Origin of the sequence: Albimonas marina, from assembly GCF_029223255.1 — a bacterium.
Lineage (GTDB): Bacteria > Pseudomonadota > Alphaproteobacteria > Rhodobacterales > Rhodobacteraceae > Albimonas.
The window spans coordinates 750,869-769,333 of sequence record NZ_JARHUC010000003.1; the positions used below are offsets into that span (position 1 = coordinate 750,869).

Annotated in this window: 4 protein-coding genes; 2 read left to right on the top strand and 2 right to left on the bottom strand. The window is 74.8% G+C overall.

Going from position 1 to position 18,465, the window contains the following annotated elements:
- Positions 1-228: 228 nt before the first annotated feature.
- The gene (locus P2H44_RS11125; RefSeq protein WP_275763593.1) at positions 229-2,112 is read left to right on the top strand and encodes a hypothetical protein; all 1,884 of its coding nucleotides are present in this window, start codon (positions 229-231) and stop codon (positions 2,110-2,112) included.
- Positions 2,113-2,157: 45 nt separating this feature from the next.
- Positions 2,158-3,816 carry a hypothetical protein gene (locus P2H44_RS11130; protein WP_275763594.1) on the top strand — a complete coding sequence of 553 codons (1,659 nt, stop codon included), beginning with the start codon at positions 2,158-2,160 and terminating at the stop codon, positions 3,814-3,816.
- Between the two features lie 157 nt (positions 3,817-3,973).
- Here P2H44_RS11130 and P2H44_RS11135 read toward each other — a convergent pair whose 3' ends face one another.
- Both P2H44_RS11135 and P2H44_RS11140 read right to left on the bottom strand, forming a co-directional pair.
- The gene (locus P2H44_RS11135) at positions 3,974-6,583 is read right to left on the bottom strand and encodes a CHAT domain-containing protein (protein WP_275763595.1); all 2,610 of its coding nucleotides are present in this window, start codon (positions 6,581-6,583) and stop codon (positions 3,974-3,976) included.
- The gene (locus P2H44_RS11140) at positions 6,580-18,465 is read right to left on the bottom strand and encodes a two-partner secretion domain-containing protein (protein ID WP_275763596.1); all 11,886 of its coding nucleotides are present in this window, start codon (positions 18,463-18,465) and stop codon (positions 6,580-6,582) included. Before P2H44_RS11140 ends, P2H44_RS11135 begins: the two co-directional genes overlap by 4 nt.

Below are 18,465 nucleotides of genomic sequence, written 5' to 3' on the forward strand. Positions count from 1 at the left end.
GCGCGCGGGGCAGGGCGCCTTGGCGCCCCCCGGAAACCCGATCCGATCCGGCCCCCGGGCCGCGCATCGTCGCGCGCCCGGCGCCGCGCGTGGCCGTCACGTGTCGGAACGCGTTTCCACCGCCGCAGCGTTCATGTTCTTGCAACAATCCCTTTCCTGTCGCAGAAGGGCCGTTGGGGAAAGCGGGAGCGCGCGCCGCAGAGCGCGCCGATGGGGCAGGACGCACGCATGACCATACCGAGCTGGGATGGGCCGGATTTCCTGACCTCCGACGGCGGCTACGCCAAGTATCGCCCGCAGATCGTGGCGCTGGCCGACGGCGATTTCGCCGTGGTCTGGGCCGGGTTCCGCGGCCCCGACGTCGACGCCGACCAAGGCCAGACGCTGATCGCGCGCATCTTCGACGCCGACCGCAACCCCAGGGGGGCGAGCTTCGAGGTCCCCGGCGATCTCGACGGCTCCCAGTCCGACTTCCTCGTAACGGCCACCGCCGACGGCGGCTTCGCGGTGCTCTACACCGACGTGACCGTGGCCTCGGACCCCGGCTCCTTCGTCGCGCGCTTCGACAAGACCGGCGCGCGGGTGGCGGACGACGCCAAGGTCTCCGAGGGGACCGGCGCGGTGGGCGTCGCGGGGCTCTCCGACGGGTCGGTGGCGGTGCTGCGCGTGATCTACGGCCCGACCTCGGGCATCGTCGCGACCATCGTGGACGAGACCAACACGGTGGGCGCGACCGACGTGCCGACCGGGGCGGCCGCCGTGTCGATCGGGGGGGAGAACATCCTCAGCCCGCTCGGCGACGGCGCGGCCTTCGTCGAGCTCTCCGGCGGCGCCTCCTCGCGCAGCGCCACGCTGCACGTGCTGGGCGCGGACGGGGCGGTGGTCTCCTCGACCCCGCTGATCGCCTCGGAGAACTCCTTCGGCAACTACCTGGGCCAGGTGCTGCCGGACGGGCGCGCGGTGGTGGCGCTTTCGTTCCAGGACGGCGACGCGAGCGTGCTGCGCGTGCGCCTGTTCGGCGCCGACGGCGCGGCGCTGACGGACGCGACCTTCGATCCCGATCCCGACGGCGACAACTATCCCAGCCAGATCGTGCCCTCGCCCGACGGCGGCTTCCTGGTGCTGATGACCTCCGGCGACGTCTTCGGCCCCGACAAGCAGGAGGCGATCGCGCTGAAGTTCGACGCCGACGGCGAGGTCGAGGGCGAGGCGTTCCCGATCCACCGCGAGTCCGCCGGCTTCCAGTCGCGCGCCCACGGCGCCTGGCTCGAGGGCGGCGACTTCATCGCGGTGTGGGAGGATTCGCCGACCGCCTCCGTGGTGCAGATCATGGGGCAGGGGTTCGACCCCTCCGGCACGACCGCGGGGAACGCGCCCACCGACATCGTGCTGACCGGCGACCCGATCGAGCCCGGCGTGCAGGGCCAGACCATCGGCACGCTCTCGGCCGTGGACCCGGACGCGGACGAGAGCTTCGTGTTCTCCTTCGTCGACCCCTACGAGGCCCTGCGCTTCGAGATCGTGGGCGACGAGCTGCGCTTCAATCCCGCGATCGCGCCGACCGACATCTACGCCTACAACCAGGTGCAGATCCGCGTCACCGACGCCCAGTTCAACACCTATGTCGAGACGCTGACGATCCCCTTCGCCGGGACCGAGCCGGAGCCCCAGCCCCGCAACCTCGTCGGCACGAAGAAGAAGGACACGCTCGAGGGCGCGGCCGGCGACGACGTGCTCAAGGGCAAGGGCGGCAAGGACAAGCTGCTGGGCCGGGACGGCGACGACGACCTGCGCGGCGACGGCGGCAAGGACCTGGTGCGCGGCGACGCCGGCGACGACCGGCTCGACGGCGGCAAGGGCCGCGACCGGCTGATCGGCGGCGAGGGCGCGGACCAGTTCGTGCTCGACGGCAAGGGCGGTCCCGACCGGGTGAAGGATTTCGCCGACGGGTTCGACACGCTGGCCATCGCCTCGGGCGCATCGGAGTTCGACGACCTGAAGCTGCGCGGCAAGGGCGACGACGTCCTGCTGAAGGACGGCCGCGTGAAGCTCGCGATCCTCGAGGACGTGGACAAGGCCGATCTCGACGCCTCCGATTTCGTGTTCGTTTGATCCCGATTGCGTGAACGAACGCAACGGCTTGCAAGGAGAAACTGAATGACCGTGCCAAGCCTCGACGGCGCGCCGATCGAGATCACCCAGTCCTCCACCAGCTATTCGCCTGCGGTCCTCGGACTGCCGGGCGGCGGGTTCGCGGTGCTCTACCAGACCACCTTCGACGCGGCGACCGACCCTGACGGGGGCGCCGGCGCGGCGGTGCGGATCTACGACGCCGACGGCCAGCCCGCGGGCCCGGCCTTCCACGTGGCGCTCGACACCACCGGCTCGCACCTGCCGCAGGAGATCATCGCCACGCCCACCGGCTTCGCGGTGCTGTGGCTCGCGAGCCCGCTCGTGGGGAGCCCGCAGGTTCCCATGCTCCAGCGCTTCGACGCGGACGGGACCCGCGACGGCGATGCGGTGGAGCTGGGCTACAGCGACTTCGGCGGCGTGATCGGCCTCAGCGCCGCGCCCACCGGCGAGATCGTCGTGATCCATTCCGACTTCACCGACGACAGCACCCGCGTCAGCGTGGTGGAGACGAACGGCACGCTCTCGAAGGACTACGAGGACGAGGGGATGGGCCGCAACTCGCTGGTCGGGGGCGCGTGGCAGGCGACGACGGCCTCGAACGGCGACATCCTGTTCCTGCGCAACACGGTGGGCTCGCGCCTGCCGGACATGAGCTGGTCGCGCGACCTGACGCTGCACCGGCTGGACGCGGACGGGAACCTGCTGTCCTCGACCGTGATCGTCGACGATCTGCCCAATCCCGGCTCGTTCCTCTTCGCCGCGACCGCGGACGGCGGCGCGGTGGTGGTCGAGGTCGTGCGCACGGGCGACAGCTCCGAGCTCTCGATCTGGAAGGTGGATGCGGACGGCACCGTGGCCGCGCCGCTGGTCTCGACCGTGGACGAGACGCTGGAGGCGCGCTCGATCTCGCCGACCGCCGACGGCGGCTTCCTGGTGGTCTACCTGGGCGGCGACTACGCCGATCCCGCGGGCTACGAGGTGATGGCCCAGAAGTTCGACGCCGACTGCCTGTCCGAGGGCGATCCCTTCGTGGTCAACCAGGATCCCGATGGTCACCAGGGCCGCGCGGACGTGGCGCTGCTGACCGACGACGACCTGATCGTCGCCTACGAGAGCGGCCCGGACTACGAGATCCTCGCCCAGCGGCTCGATCCCTCGGGGACGACCACGGGCGTGGTGCTCGACGATCCGGTGATCGCCGACTACGGCAACGGCAAGGACCGCGAGCACGGCGGCAACAACGACGACGTGATGCGCGGCGGGAACGGCAAGGACAAGCTGTGGGGCCATGAGGGCGACGACAGCCTGTTCGGCAACAACGGCAAGGACGACCTTTACGGCGGCGACGACGACGACGTGCTGCGCGGCGGCCGAGGCAAGGACGAGCTCTTCGGCGGCGACGGCGACGATTTGCTCGACGGCGGCTCGGGCAAGGACTGGGCGATGGGCGGCGAGGGTTCGGACACGTTCCTGGTCGAGAAGAAGACCAAGCTCGCGATCGCGGACTTCCAGCATGGCGTGGACCAGGTCTGGCTGACCTGGGGCGCGTCGGAGTTCGACGACCTGAAGTTCAAGGAGAAGAAGGGCGACGTGGTGCTGAAGCTCAAGGCCGGCACGACGGTGGTGTTCGAGGACGTGAAGGACGCCGACGCCTTCGACCACCACGATTTCCTCTTCGGCTGAGGGACTTGCGGGGCGGCGTTGCAACGTCGCCCCGCGTTTCTCCATCCAGATATTTTACATAATATTGATTATACGAAGAACGGACATGCGCGCGGACGGCCGCGTCCGCCTGCGCCCCTCGCCCTCCTGATCCCCCCTTCCGGCGCCGCGCGCGGCCTCAGAGCGAGGCCGACGCGTCGCCGATCAGGACGAACGGTCCCCAGAACACCGGATGCGAGGTCGCGGGATTGCGGCGCAGCTCCTCCTGCGCCTGCTGGAGCGCGTCGGCGAAGTCGAGGCCGTCGTCCTTCAGCAGCCGGAAGAACCGCTCCATCAGCAAGGTCGTCTCCTTGTCCGCCACCGGCCAGTGGGTGGCGAGCACCGCGCGCGCGCCGGCGGCGAAGAAGGCCCGCGCGAGGCCCGACAGGCTCTCGCCCCCCGCCCCCGACAGGCCCACCTGGCGACGCGCGCCGTAGATCGAGTTCGAGGCCGTGGTCAGGTAGCCCGAGGCCGTGTTGCAGGCCGACAGAACAACCAGTTGCGCGTCGAAGTTCATCAACCGGATCTCGGAGGCGGTCAGCAGCCCGTCGCTGTCCTCCGAGGTCGTGGCGGTCACGGTCAGCGCGGGATCGGTGAAGCAGTCCGGCGTCGGCCACAGGATGCCGTGGGTCGCGAAATGCAGCACCCGGTAGTCGGCGAGCGTGCCGTCGGCCGCCTCCCGCTTCACCGCGTCCTCGTTGAACTCCGCCCCGGTGGCGAGCAGCGCCTGGTCGCCGAAGATCTCGCGGATCACCTCCGCCTCGCGCGCGGTGCCCGGCAGCTCGCCCACCCGGTCGACCGCCTGGGCGAGCCGCAGGCAGGTCTGCGGCAGGCTGGAAACATCGAGCACTTTCTGAGGGTTCACGCCCGCTCTGAAGTCGGCGAAGGACGCGACCGCGCCCGAGGCGTTCGAGGTTCCGGCCCGCGCGCGGATGTCCACCAGGTTGCGCGGGCTCGGCACGTAGCTCACGGCCCGCTGCGCGCCAAGGAACGGCACCTGCGTGTAGTCGCCCGACTGCCAGGCCGTGCCCGGCGACGACGTCACCAGCAGCTCCAGCGGCAGGCTCTGCAGCGCGCCGGAGGTCGAGAAGATCAGCCGGTCGTGCTTCATCAGCGCGTCGCGGTAGCCCGGGAACAGCAGGTTGAACACCTGGAAGGCCACGTCGGCGCGGTAGGCGGGCACCCTGCCCTCGCGGTCCGTCTCGACCCCTCTGCGAAGAACGCCGACCAACACGTTGATCTGGCTGTCTGTCACCGGCAGCGCGCCATAGGTGACCTCGTCGCGCGAGATGATCAGCAGGAAGCTGCGCGGCCAGCCCACCAGCACCTGCACCAGCGCCTCGCCTTCCTGGAGCACCGACTGGAGCTGCTCCAGCGACACGGGGCTCGAGATCGCGGACTGGTACTCGGGCGCGATGCGGTCGCGGGCGGCGCGCAGCCGCTCGACCTCCGTCTGCGCCTGGGACACCGCCTCGGCGAGCGCCCTGGCCTGATCGGGCTGGCTCAGCGGATCGCGAAGCTGGAGCACCTGCAGCGCCTTGAGGGTCGCATAGCGCTCGTTCGCATCGCGCCAGGCGCGCACCGCGCGGGCCTTGTCGTTGTCGCCCTCGCCCAGCAGCGCAGCGGCGCCGGAGACGGTCTGCGCGGTGATCGACTGGCGCACGATCTGCGCGGCGCGGAAGATGCGCGCGCCCATTTCCGTTTGTCGTTCAGGCTGTTCCGAGACGATGCTGAGACCGAGCTGGAAGAACGGCCACAGCGAGCCGTAGTCCACCACCACCGGGTTCTCCTCGTAGACGAGGAAGCCGCGCTCGAAGACCTCCATGGCCTCGTCCTTGCGTCCCAGCGCCACCAGCGCCCGCCCCTCGCGCAGGCGCGCGCGGGCCTCGAGCGGGGTGTCGGGCATCAGCGCGCCGAAGGTCTCCGCGGCTTCGTGCGCGTCGCGCCGGGCGTCCTCGTAGTCGCCCTGCTCCAGCTCGATCAGCGCGCGCTGGGACAGGAACCGCGGCCGGTAGGCCGCAGCCGCCCGCGGGGCCAGCGCGATCACGTCGAGGGCGCGGTTGATCGCCTGCTCGGCGCCTGCGTCGTCGCCCTCCAGCAGCCGCACGTGGCTGAGCGTGTGGTTGTTCGAGGCCTCCTCGATCAGGGCGAGCTGCTCCTCGCCCGAGGTCTCGATCAGCGCGCCCCCGGTGATCTGGCCGGAGCCGGAGGAGCGCGCGGCCGGCGCGTTCAGCCCGAACTGAACCGTGTCGGTCAGGCTCGCCGAGGCCTGGTCCACGAAGGCGCGCGCGCCCTCGAGGATCGAGCGGTTGAGCTGGTCCTGCGCGCGGTAGGCGACCAGCAGGGCGCGGTCGCGCTCGGCGTCCGCGCGCCCCGCCTCGACCCCGTCCAGCAGCGCCTCGGCCCGGTCGAACAGGCCGTCGGCGGTTACGAACCGCTCTTGAGACGAGTGCGCAAGCGCCTGGTTCATCAGCACGAACGCCCGGCTGGGGGCGGTCGGGCAGTTGGCCGTCACGTTCTCGATCTCGTAGACCGACAGCAGCTCCGAGAACGCGTCCTCCGCGGCGCGGAAGTTCAGGCCGAAGCTGTTGCGCTGGCCGCGCAGCAGGATCTGGTCGACCCGGCCGCACAGCTCCGGCGCGTCCTCGCGCGAGGCGAGCGAGAACGTGCCCGGTGGGACCGAGCCCGCGCAGGCCGCGAGCGCCGCAGCCGCCCCGGCCAGCAGCCAGCGGGAGATGATCCGCCTCATCGGTCCGTCCCTCCGACCTGGACGCCGCCCTGGGCCGCGGCCTGGTCCTCCTCCTCCTCGTCGTCCTCGTCGTCGTCGCCCGCGGCCTGGCGATTGGCCTCGGCGCGCGCGCGGGCGAGGTCGGAGTCGTCGAAATATCCGTCAGGCACGCCCCAGAGCTCCTCGTTGCCGTAGGAGACGAACAGTTCGAGGAGGTCTTCCTCCTCGACGTTCAGGATCTCCGGCTGGTCGACCGTGACGATGTTGAGGATGCGCGGCGGGCTGACGCCGGTGCAGTCCTGCACGTCGCCGATCACGCAGCCGTTCAGCAGGTAGTCCACGCCCTTCGGCCCCACCGGGTAGAGGCCGGCGGCCTTCTGGCCGCTGTCGCCGATGTAGCCGAACAGGCTCAGGCTGTCGGGCTCGATGTTCTCGCCGTAGGTCAGGCCGGGGGTGTTGAGGCCGAAGTAGTCGTCGTTGGTCTCGTATTCCTCGAGCAGGCCGGCGGGCATGTAGATCTCGACCGCGCCGCGGGCGTCGATGACGATGGGACCGGAGGTGAAGATGTCCACCGACTGGCCCTTGCCGCGCAGCAGGAAGCGGTCGGGATCGTCGTCGGGGCGCGCGTCGCGCTGGGCGAAGGTGTGACCCAGGCTGACGTTGCGCGCATCCACGATCGTGACCGCGCCGATCGGGTTGGCGGCGCCCACGTAGTCGCGGAAGCGCACGTCGCCGCCGGGCCCGGCATCGATCTCCAGCGCCCCCGCGCCGTCGCGCCCGGCGGCGGCGTCGGGCTCGCGCGCGCTCGACAGGGCGTTGGCGCCGTCGATGGGGCGGTCGAAGCGCACCTGGCCGCCCTGCCCGTCGGCGCCCCCCGCGGTCGTGTCGATGGCGAAGACCGTGCCGTCGCGGATGAACAGGCGCAGGTCGGCGCGCTTCACGCCCTTCCCGCCCTGCTCGATCCACGCGTCGGCCGAGGCGGCGCTCGGCGGCAGCAGCGGCCCGTCGGGGTCCATGTCGTCGGTCAGGCCGGTGGTGCGGCCCATGAACAGCACGTTGTCGGAGGTGCGGATCAGCACGTCGCCGCCCGCGTCGAACTCGGCGAAGCGCAGCCAGCCGGCGTCATGGGCGTCGACGCGCAGGGCGCCGGGCGCGGATTCCTCGATCAGGGTCACGTCGCCGAAGATCCGGCGGATCGCGACGTCGCCCCCGAAGACGTTGGTCCCGGCGTCCAGCGTCAGGTCCGCCCCCTGGTCGGAGGCCGGCGCATGGGGATCGGCGCCGGTGGCGAAGTCGGCGTCGCCGTTCACCCGGATCGGGCCGGAGAGGTCGATCATTCCGTCGGCCGCGCGCCCGTTCTCCATCCCCAGCTTGGTCACCCGCGCCGAGGTCGTCTGCGTGATCGAGGCGTAGTCGCCCGAGCTTCCGGCCAGCGCCATCAGCGTGCCCGAGGCCTGGATCGGCCCCAGCCGCAGGTCGCCGCGCACCGCCACCTCGACGTCGCCGGCGCGCGCCGCGAAGGCGCCGCCGAAGTCGTGCCGGCCGGAGTTCAGCCGCACGTCGCGGCCCGCGACCACCCAGGCATCGCCGGCGGTGCGGATCTTCGCCCCGGCCGCGTCGGTCACGTCGCCGCCGGCCTCGATGTGGATCGTCGCCAGCCGCTCCCCGTCCACGCGGTTGTAGAGGCCGCCCTGCGCCGTGCCGCCGTCGGGCAGCGTCGTCTCGGCCGCGCCGATGCGCAGGTCGTTGCGGTCAGAGATGGCCGCGTGACGCGCCCGGCTGACCGTAACGCCGCCGCGGAAGTCGTTGTTCCGCCCGTTGAATTCGCCCGGCAGCAGGACCGATCCGGCGGCGTCGAAGACCGCGTCGCCCTCGACCCGCAGAAGGTCGGAGTAGGCGCGCGCGGCGACCTCGGCCGCGCCCGCCGCGATCGAGACCTCGAGCGGGGCGCCCAGGCTCTCCCCGGTTTCGCCGCTCGGCAGGCCCGTGGGGCTTGCAGGAGAGGCGGGACCGGAGGCGCCCGCGACCGACCAGCCCGCGGTCGAGGCCGCCCCCACCTTGGTGCGGATCGAGCCGCCGTTCGCCTGCGCCGTCAGCGCGCCGCCCACCGAGAGCGAGCCCAGCAGCAGGTCGCCGCTGCGCGCGCGCAGGCTGGCGTCGGCCCCGGTCGCCACGCCGTCGAGGTCGATCTGGCCGCCCGCGTCCGCCACGAGCCGGCCCGCCTCGACCGTGCGCAGCTTCAGCGCCGGCGCGTCGGCGGAACCGTCGAGGTCCGCGCTCGCGCGCAGCAGCCCTGCCGCGGCGACCTGGGTCAGGGTCGCGGCGTCGCCCGCGCTCAGCGTCGCGTCGCCGCCGCCCGCCAGCTTGCGCACGTCCAGCCCCGCGCGGGCCGCGACGCTCACGTCGCCGCCCGCGGCGAGGTCCAGCAGCGTGACGCCCTTGCCCGAGAGGGTCATCGCCTTCTCGGTCCACAGGCGCGTGCCGGTCAGGTCGCCATCGGCGGCCGCCTCGATGCGCATGGCCGAGAGGTCGGTCAGCGTCGCCGCGCCCCCGGCGGTCGCGAGCAGCACGTCGCCCTCGGCGCGCGCCACGCTCAGCCCGCCGCCGGCGTCGAGCACGGCCCGGCCGTGGGTGAGGTCGGCGACGGTCATCGCGCCGCCCGACGTCGCCTCCAGCTGATCCAGCGCAACCCGCGTCAGCGTCGTCGCCGCGCCGGAGGAGAGCACGCCCTGCCCGCCCGAGAGGTCGGTCGCGCTCAGCGCCCCGCCGGCCGTGAGCGCGCCGCTCTGCGCCGCCACCCGCAGCGCCGTCATCGCGCCGCCGGCGTCGAGCGCGAGCTCGCCCGCCTCCACGTCGCGGACCGTCAGGTCGCCCAGGGCCGCCACGTCGAGGCTCGCGCCCGCGCTGCGGGCGAGGGCGGCGCTCCGCCCGGCCTCGGCCGCGAGGGAGGTGAAGCGCGAGTCCGCGACGCCCAGGTCGCGCCCCGCCGTCACGCTCGCCGCGCCCAGCGAGACGCGGCTCAGCTGCGCGTCGCCCGTCGTCGCGACGCCCGCGGCTGTGGCGAAGCTCAGGTCCGTCCAGCTCAGGTCGCGCCCGGCGGTCAGGTCCAGCGCGTCGCCGCGCACGCGGGCGAAGATCCCGTCGCGCCCGGCCAGCGCCGAGACGCGCGTCAGCTCCGAGTCCGTCGCGATCACGTCCGCCGTCGCGCTCAGCGTCGCGTCGGCCGAGGTCACGTTCGCGAGGATCGCCGAGCCCTCGCCGATCCCCTCGCCTTCCGAGACCGAGGCCGTGCGCCGCCCCTCTCCGCCGCCGAAGTCCACGCCGGCCGCGACCGCCAGATCGCCGGCCGCCACGTTCGTCAGCAGCGCGTCGCCCAGCGCGATCAGGTCGAAGCGTTCGAAGCTCGCGTCGGTCACGCTGACGTCGCCGCGGGCCGAGATCTCGGCCGTCTGCGCCTCGACCTCGCTCAGGACCGCGCCGCCGCCTCGGGCCACGCCCACCGCCGCGCCGTCGACGGAGACCGAGGTCCAGCTCATCGCGAGGCCCGCGCGCGCGTCCAGCGAACCCGCCGCCACCTCGCGCAGCGAGATCCCGCCGCCCGCGTCCACGTCGAGCGTTCCCGCCTCGATCCGCGTCAGGTCCGCGTCGCCGCCGGCGTCGACCGCGCCCGCGTCCATCGTCACGTCCGTCAGCCGCGCGGCGCGGAGAGCCGCGAGCGCCAGCGTCCCGAAGTCCGAGGCGTCGACGCTCGCCGCGTCGCCCGAGAGCGTCGCCTCGTCCGCGGCGACCCGCAGGAGGGCGAAGTCGCCCCCCGCCCGCCCGCCGGCGATCCGTGCGCCGACGTCGGTCCAGCTCATCGCGCCGCTCGCGTCCGCGTCGAGCGTGTCCGCCGTCACGCCGCTCAGCGCCGCGTCGCCGCCCGCGACCAGCCCCAACGCGCCGGCGACCGTCACCGTCTCCAGCGAGGCCGCGCCGCCGGCCTCCAGCGCCAGCGAGGCGAAGGCGGTCCCCGCGACCGAGGCGCCCTGCCCCGCGCGCGCGGTGACGTCGCCATGGGCGCCGCCCTCGATGCTCAGCCCGCCGCCCGCGGTCAGCGAGGCGGTCTGCAGGGCGCCGCCCGCGAGGCCCAGGTCGCCATCCGCCGAGACGGCGGCGTCCGTCGCCTCGACCGCCGTCAGCGCCACGTCCGCGCTGCCCGCCGCGGTCAGCGCCCGCGCGGTCAGCCGCGTCAGCGCGGCGTTCCCGCCGGCGACGAGGTCCAGCGAGCCGAAGGCCGCGTCGGTCAGCGCCGCCGTGGTCCCCGCTCGCGCCGTCACGTCGCCGTGCGTGCCCCCGGCCAGTCGGAAGGCTCCGCCCGAGACGAGCGTCGCCGCCTCCAGCGCCCCGCCCGTGAGGTCGAGGTCGCCCCCGGCCTCGACCGAGGCCCGCGCCGCCGTCACCGCGTCGAGCCCGGCGTTTCCGCCGGCCAGGACCGCCAGGTCCCCGGCCCCGATCCGCGCCAGCGCCGCGTCGGTCCCCGCCGTCAGGTCCAGCGCGGCGAAATCCGCGTCCGCGAGGCTCGCCGCCCCGCCGGACCGCGCGGTCACGACGCCATGCATGCCGCCCGAAAGGCTGAAATCCCCGCCCGCGGACAGCGAGGCCATCTCCAGCGCGCCGCCGATCACGCCCAGGTCGCCCACGACCTCGACCGTCGCGTCCAGCGCCGACACGTCCTCCAGCGCGCCCGAGGCGGCGCCGGCGACCGCGAGATCCTCCGCCGCGACCCGCAGCAGCGCGACGCCGGCGCCCGCGGTCAGGTCCAGCGAGCCGAAGTTCGCGTCGCGAAGGTCGGCCGAAGCGCCCGCGGTCGCGGCCACGGTCCCGTGGCTCCCGCCCGCGACGCTCATCGCGCCGAGGGAGGTCAGCGAGGCGGTCTGCAGCGCCCCGCCGGTCAGGCTCAGCGCGCGCCCGGCCGCGACCGTCGCGGTCTGCGCGGTCACGTCCTCCAGCGCCGCGTCGCCCGCCGCGTCGACGCCCGCGGCCAGGTCCAGCGAGGCGAACCGCGCATCGGCGACGCTCGCCGACGAACCCGCCGCCGCGGTCACGTCGCCATGCGCGCCGCCCTGCAGGACGAGCGCGCCGCCCGCCGTCAGCGCGGCCGTGCCGAAGGCGCCGCCGGTCGTCGACAGGTCCGTGCCGGCCAGGGCCACGAGCGTGTTCGTCTGCACCTCGACGAGGCGCGCGTTGCCGCCCGCGTCCACCGACAGGTCGGTCGACGTGACCCGCGACAGGGAGGCGTCCCCGCCCGCGGTCAGGCCCAGCGAGGCGAAGCCTGCGCCCACGACCTCGGCCGAGGTCGCGGCCTGCGCCGTCACGTCGCCATGCACGCCCACGATCAGGCTCAGCGACCCGCCCGCGACCAGCGAGGCCGTGCGCAGGGCGCCGCCCATCACGCCCAGGTCCCCCGCGACGGAGACCTGCGCGGTGCGGGCCGCGACCTCGTCCAGCAGGCCGTTTCCGCCCGCCTCGACCGAGAGATCCTGCGCCGAGACCAGCCCCAGCGCCGCGTCGCCCCCGCTGGTCAGGTCCAGCGAGGCGAAGGTGCCGCCCGAGACCGAGGCCGCGCCGCCCGCCGTCGCCGCCACGTCGCCATGGGCGCCGCCGGCGATCGACAGGGCCTTGTCCGCCGCCAGCGTCGCCGCGTCGAAGGCGCCGCCGGTGGCGGAGAGCGCCCCCCCCGCCGTCGCCGCGACCGAGCGCGCGCGCACCGCGTCGAGCGCCAGGTTCCCCCCGGCCTGCGCCGCGAGCGCGGCCATGAAGGAGTCGCTCACCGCCAGGTCCGTGGCGGCCGTCGCCTCCACCCGCGCGGTCGAGGCGACGTCGGCCAGCGACACCGCGCCCGTCCGAGAGGCGAAGCCGGAGTCCGCCCGCAGCGCCACGTCCACGCCGTCGACGTCGCCCGCGGCCAGCACGAAGGCCCCGCCGTCGGCCGAGACGGCCGAGAGGGTCACGTCCCCCGCCTGCGCCACGCCGCCGCCGCCCACCGTCAGGCGGCCCGAGAGGGTCGTGTTCGCCAGCGCGAACCCGTCGGCGTCGCGCAGCGTCGCGTCGCGCGCCACGACCTCGAGCGTGGCGAAGCCGTTGCCCGCGAGGTCCAGCGTCACGTCGCCCAGTTCCGCGCCCGCGGGCGCGTCGCCCGAACCGGTCACGAAGCGCGCCAGCCCCTGCACCTGCAGCGCGCCGCGCTGGTCGATGCCCGCGCCGCCCGCCAGGTCCGCCCCGTCGGCGTTCGATCGCGCGAAGAGATCGCCCAGCACCGTGGTCGCGCCGAAGGTCAGGCCGCCCGCCGCCTCCACCCGCGCCGAGCCGCCGGAAGTCAGCATCAGCGTGCCGTCGAAGCGGTTCTGAAGCCCGCCCGCGGGGGCGTCCTCGCCCCGCAGGTCGATGCCGTTCGCCGCGGCGAAGACCGCCTCGCCGCCCACGCCCACCATGTCGGTCGTCGCCTGCGCGCCCAGCGCCAGGTCCGGGCCGGCCGCGAGGCTCAGCTGCTGCCGCCCGGGCGTCGCATCGCCCAGCCGCGCCTGCGTCTCGACCCCCACGGTCGCGCCGCGCACGCCCGCGATCGTGACGGCCGAGAGCTCCGCCGGCGCGTCGTCCACCGTCGCGATCCGGTCGAGCGAGACGGCCGAGAGGTCGCCCGTCGCGCTCACCCCGCCCAGCGCGATCGCCCCGACCGCGTCGAGCGACAGCGCGTCCGCCGCGATGCCGAGCGCCGAGATCGCGCCCTCCGCCTCGACCTGCGCCGTTCCCAGCCGCAGGTTCGCCAGCGTCGCGTCGCCGTCCGAGAGGGCCAGCAGATCGCCCGCCGCCCCGTCCCGCAGGCTCAGCGCCCCGCCGGAGACGAGATCGAGCGAGGCCGCCGAGACCCGCGCCAGCGTCAGGTCGCCCGCCGACTGCATCGCCAGCGCGCCCGCGGCCTGCACGTCCTGCGCCTGCGCGGCGCCCAGCGTCGCCGTCAGCGCCACCTCCGCGCCCGAGGCGATGCGGCGGGCCGAGACTCTCCCGGCCTCCACGGTCAGGTCTCCGGCCGTCGCCACGTCGCGCAGAGTCACGTCGCCCGCCTGCCCGGCGACCGAGAGCGAGGCCGCGCGAAGGTCCGCGACCGCGAAGCCGTCCGCGTCCCGCGCCGCCAGCGCGCCGCCGATCCGGCCCGAGAGCGCGCCCAGCGCGTTGTCCGCCCGATCCAGCGTCGCGTCGCCCGCGACGTCCAGCGTCAGCGTGCCCGCGACCGAGGCCGCGCCGCTCTGGCCCAGCCCGCCCGCGTCGCCGTCGGCCAGAACCTGGATCGCCGCGTCGCCCCCGACCGCGAGCGCCGCCAGCGTCAGGTCGCCCGCATGCGACAGCGCCAGGCCGCCCCCCGCCGCGAGGTCCGCCGCGCCGCCGACCCGCACGCGCAGGCCGGACGCGGCCGCCCGCGCGCTGGTCCCGGCCTCGGCCTGGGGCAGCAGCAGGTCTCCCGCCGCCGCCAGCTTCAGGTCGCCCGCCGTCGCCAGGAGGTCCGCATAGGGCGCGAGCGCCACCGAGGCGACCGTGGTCTGCGAGCCGTCGGGCAGCAGGATCGTGACCTCGCCCCCGCCGGCCGCCGCCGCGCCGAAGTCGATGGCGGCGTCGGCGAGCTTCAGGATGCTCCCGCCCGTGGAGGTCAGCGACAGGTCGCCCGCGCCCTTCGCGCCGGCCGTCAGCTCGACCAGCCCCAGGCGGATGTCGCCCGCGACGCTCGCCGTCAGGTCGCCCGCCGCGCGCACCCGGTGCAGGGTCAGCACGCCGGTCACGTCGCCCGGATCGAAGCCCGCGTCGGTCGCCAGCGCCACGCCGTCCAGCGTCAGGTTCGGCGCGCCCGCGACGCCCAGGTCGCCCGCCAGCACCACCTCCGCCAGCCGCACGCCGTTCAGCGCGCCGCCGCCCGAGGCCGCAACGTTCAGCGACCCCAGCGAGGCCGCCTCGACCGTGACGTCCTGCGCCGCGGCGCCCGTCGCGCCGCCCAGCACCGTGTCGCCCGCGAGGACCGAGGCGAGGAAGATCGACCCTCCGTCCGCGCCGCCGGTCAGCGCGCCCGCTCCGCCGCCCACGCGGACCCGCGCCATCGACAGGTCGCCGCCCAGCGCCATGGCCTCGAGCGTCGAGCCCGCCTCCACCGAGACCAGGGTCAGCGCGTCGGCATCCGTCACCGCCACCGCGTCGCCCGAGATCGAGACGGCGCCGTCGAAGGCGTTGGCCGCGGTCAGGATCACGTCGCCCGGCGTCTCGATCCGCGTGGTTCCGGATACGGCGATCGCGCCGCCCTGCCCCACGTCGTCCCCCGCCGAGAGCTCCAGCGAGGCGAGGCTCGAGGCGCCGAAACGTACCCCGCCGCCGGTCGCGAGCCGCGCCGCGCCGCCCTGCAGCGACAGCTCCGCCCCGAAGTCGTTGGCGAGGTCGAGCAGGGTGAAGCTGCCGGCCGCCAGGTCGCCGCCCGCGATCAGGCTCAGCGCCCCGGTCTGGGTCAGCGCGCCCGTCGCCTCGACGCTCAGCCGGTCGGCGATCACGCCGGCCAGCACCAGGTCGCCGGTCGCGCCCAGCGTCACGTCGGCCGCCGCCGCGCCCGTGTCGGTCGTGTCCACCGAGACGGCGCCGCCGAAGCGGTTGCCCGCGGCGCCGAGCGTGGCCGCCCCGCCCGCGGTGCGCACCATGGTCAGGCCCGCCACGTCCAGGCTCGCGCCCGCGCCCTGCCCGACCGCGCCCGCCGCGACCACCTCCAGCGAGGCCGCCGTCACGTCGCCCAGCACCAGGTCGCCCGCGTCCCGCAGCAAGGCCGCGCCGGGCGTCGAGACGCTCGCCAGCGCGCCCAGGTCGTTGGCGGGGTTGGAGAAATCGACCGAGGCCGCCTCGGCCTCCAGCCCCGCGCCCAGCAGCAGCGCGCCGCTCTGGGTCAGGGCCCCGGCGACGTCGAGGCGCAGCAGGTCCGCGGTCGCGCCCGCGATCTCCAGGTCGCCCGCGGCCCCCAGCGTCACGTCGCCCGGGGCGTCGACAGAGACCGGGCCGCCGAAGAGGTTCGTCGTCTCGCCCAGCGCGACGTCGCCGCCCGCGCTCCGGATCGCCGTCGCGCCTGTCGCGACCAGGCCCGCGCCCGCGAGCTGGCCGAGGTCGCCCGCGGCCACCAGGCTCAGCCCCGTCGCGCTCACGTCGCCCAGCAGCAGGTCCTGCGCGGCGTGCAGCGAAACGTCGCCGACCGACGCGGCCGAGACCGCGCCCCCGAAGCGGTTCCCGGCCATGTCGAACGTGATGGCGGCGCCCGACAGCGTCGCCGCCCCCTCGACCGTCAGCGGCGCGAGCTGCGCCAGCGCCCCGGTCGCCGTCGCCTCCAGGTCCCGGGCCCGCGTGCCGCCCAGCGTCAGGTCGCCGGTGGCGGCCAGGACCACGTCGGCGGGCGAGGCGCCCAGCAGCGAAGTGTCGACCGAGACCCGGCCGCCGAAGCGGTTGGTCGGCGACTCCAGCCGCACCGCGCCGCCGTCCGTGGCGACCGTCGTGCTCGAGTTGACCACCGCCGCCGAGCCCGCCGCCTGGCGGATCTCGCCCATCGAGACGAGCTCGAGCCGGTTGGCGAAGACCGTCGACAGCGTCACGTCGCCGGCCGCGCCCAGCGCGGCCGTGCCCTGGGTCAGCATGGCCACCGGCCCGCCGAACAGGTTGTCGAGCAGCGACAGGTCGATCGCCCGCGCGATCAGCGTCGAATCCCCGCTCACGAAGACCGGCCCGGTCTGGTCGATGTTTCCGCGGGGCGACAGCGCGCGGACCTTGTCGGCGACGAGCCCGTCGAGGCGCAGCCCGAGCTGGGAGAGGATCGACACCGACGCGGGCGCGAACAGGCCCCCGCCGCTGGTGTCCAGGGTCACCTCGCCCCGGAAGACGTTGCCGCCGCTGACCGCCGTGATGTCGCCGCCGCGGGTGGTGATCTCGGCCGCCGCGTCGACGTGGACCGCGCCCGCCGCCTCGAAGGACAGCGCGTTCGCCGTCAGCGTGTGCGCGTCGAGCCCCGCCAGCATCGCCGGCCCCAGCACGTCGAGCGCGAGCCCCCCCGCGAGGTCCGTCTCGGGCAGGGTCAGCCCCTCGTTCGTCTTCAGCAGCAGCACGTCGCCGAGCGCCATGGCCCCGCCGTCGATGCCGCCGGGCGCGGCCAGCGACAGCGCGCCGAAGCTCGATTCCAGCGTCAGCGCGTTCAGCACCTTGATCGCCCCGGTCCCGTCGGCGGGCTGGGAGGCGAAGTCGGCGTCCGCGATCAGGGTCAGGTCGCCGCGCAGCTGCAGCGAGGCGCTCAGCAGGATGTCGCGCCCTGCGCTCAGCGTCATGTCCACGGTCGAGCGGCGGTTGCTGACCGCCGCCTCCACCGAGATGTCGCGCGTCGCCTCGATGCGCACGTCCGCGACGCTCGCGCTCAGCGAGGAGGCGGCGATGGTCAGATCCAGTCCGGCGGCGTCGTCCGCGAAGATCGGCCCCGTGAGGACCGAGCCGCCCATGCCGTCGGCCACGATGCGCACGTCGCGCGGATCCAGCAGCAGCAGCCCCGGCGCGCCCGCGGGGGCCGCGAGATCCACGATCCCGTGGAAGCCCAGCGCGGCGGCCGAGGAGATCTCGGCGAAGCCGCCGTCGCCGCCCAGCTCGCCGCCGCGCGCCTCGATCCGCCCGCCCATCCAGGTGGCGGCGGACGACCACAGCACGACCTCGCCGCCGTCGCCCTCGATCCGGGCGTCGGCGTCGATGGTCGCGCCCGCCTCCATCGCCACGACCTCGGCCGCGCGCAGCCCGCCCTGGGCGGGCCCCGCGCCATGGGCGCCGCCGCCGATCCGCGCGGTTCCGCCGCCGGTGCCGCCCGAGACGTCGATGCGCGCGCCCCGCGCCAGCCGCACCGTGCCGCCGGTCACGTCCACGCGCCCGCCCCGCGCCCCGTCCCCGCCCGAGGCGTCGAGCGTGCCCGAGACGACCACGTCCCCCGCCCCGCCGTCGAGCACGATGGTCCCGCCGTCGACGCGGGCGCTTTTGGCCTCGATCACGCCGCCCATCGACACCGCCGCCTCGACCGCGTCGCGCGCGGCGGCGGCGGTGATGATGACCGTCCCGCCCTCGGAGATCAGCAGGCCCGAGTTCTCGGCCCGCGCGCCCTTGGTCTTCGCGGCGTCCTTGAGGTCGATCTCGAACAGCCCGTCGCCGGAGACGTCGACCGAGAAGCTCTCCTGCCCCGCGACCACGATCTTGCCGAGCTTGCCCGCGATGACGCCGCGGTTGGCGACCTCGGGGGCGACCAGGCCGACCATGCCGGCCTCGGCGAAGGTGATGGTCCCCTCGTTGACCACAGCCGCGCCGGGCTCGCCCGGCTTGTCGAACGTGCCGCCGCCGGCCATGAAGGCGGCGTCGTCGATGTCGGCGGTGGTGGCGATCAGCCCGCCCACATCCACCACCGAGCCCTTGTGGAACATCACCCCCGACTGGTTGACCAGCCAGACGTTGCCGTTGGCCGTCAGCTTGCCGCGGATATGGGTGGGCAGCCCGTCGAGCACCCGGTTCAGCGCCACCGAGCTGCGCCCGGGCTGGAGGAATTTCACCGCCTCGTCCGCGCCGATGTCGAAGCTGGTCCAGTCGATGATCAGCCGGCGCGAGCCCTGGCGCACCACGGTCACGTCGCCCCGGGTGACGATGGTCGCCTGCCCGCCCTTCACCTGCCCGCCGCTGGGTCCCGCCGCGGCCGGCGGCGGCGCCGCCAGCGCCGCGGCCATCGCCGCGGCCGCGACCCCCGCCAGCAGCCCTCCGCGCCCCCGCGCCGCGCGCGGGGCGGCCGACGGGGCCGGGATCGGGAAGACGCGGGTGGGGGGAACGCGGAAGGAACGGACCAT

Bases quoted from the DNA above. Each gene is read 5' to 3' on its own strand.
- P2H44_RS11130 (WP_275763594.1), top strand. From the start codon at position 2,158: ATGACCGTGCCAAGCCTCGACGGCGCGCCGATCGAGATCACCCAGTCC.
- P2H44_RS11125 (WP_275763593.1), top strand. From the start codon at position 229: ATGACCATACCGAGCTGGGATGGGCCGGATTTCCTGACCTCCGACGGC.
- P2H44_RS11135 (WP_275763595.1), bottom strand. From the start codon at position 6,583: ATGAGGCGGATCATCTCCCGCTGGCTGCTGGCCGGGGCGGCTGCGGCG.
- P2H44_RS11140 (WP_275763596.1), bottom strand. From the start codon at position 18,465: ATGGTCCGTTCCTTCCGCGTTCCCCCCACCCGCGTCTTCCCGATCCCG.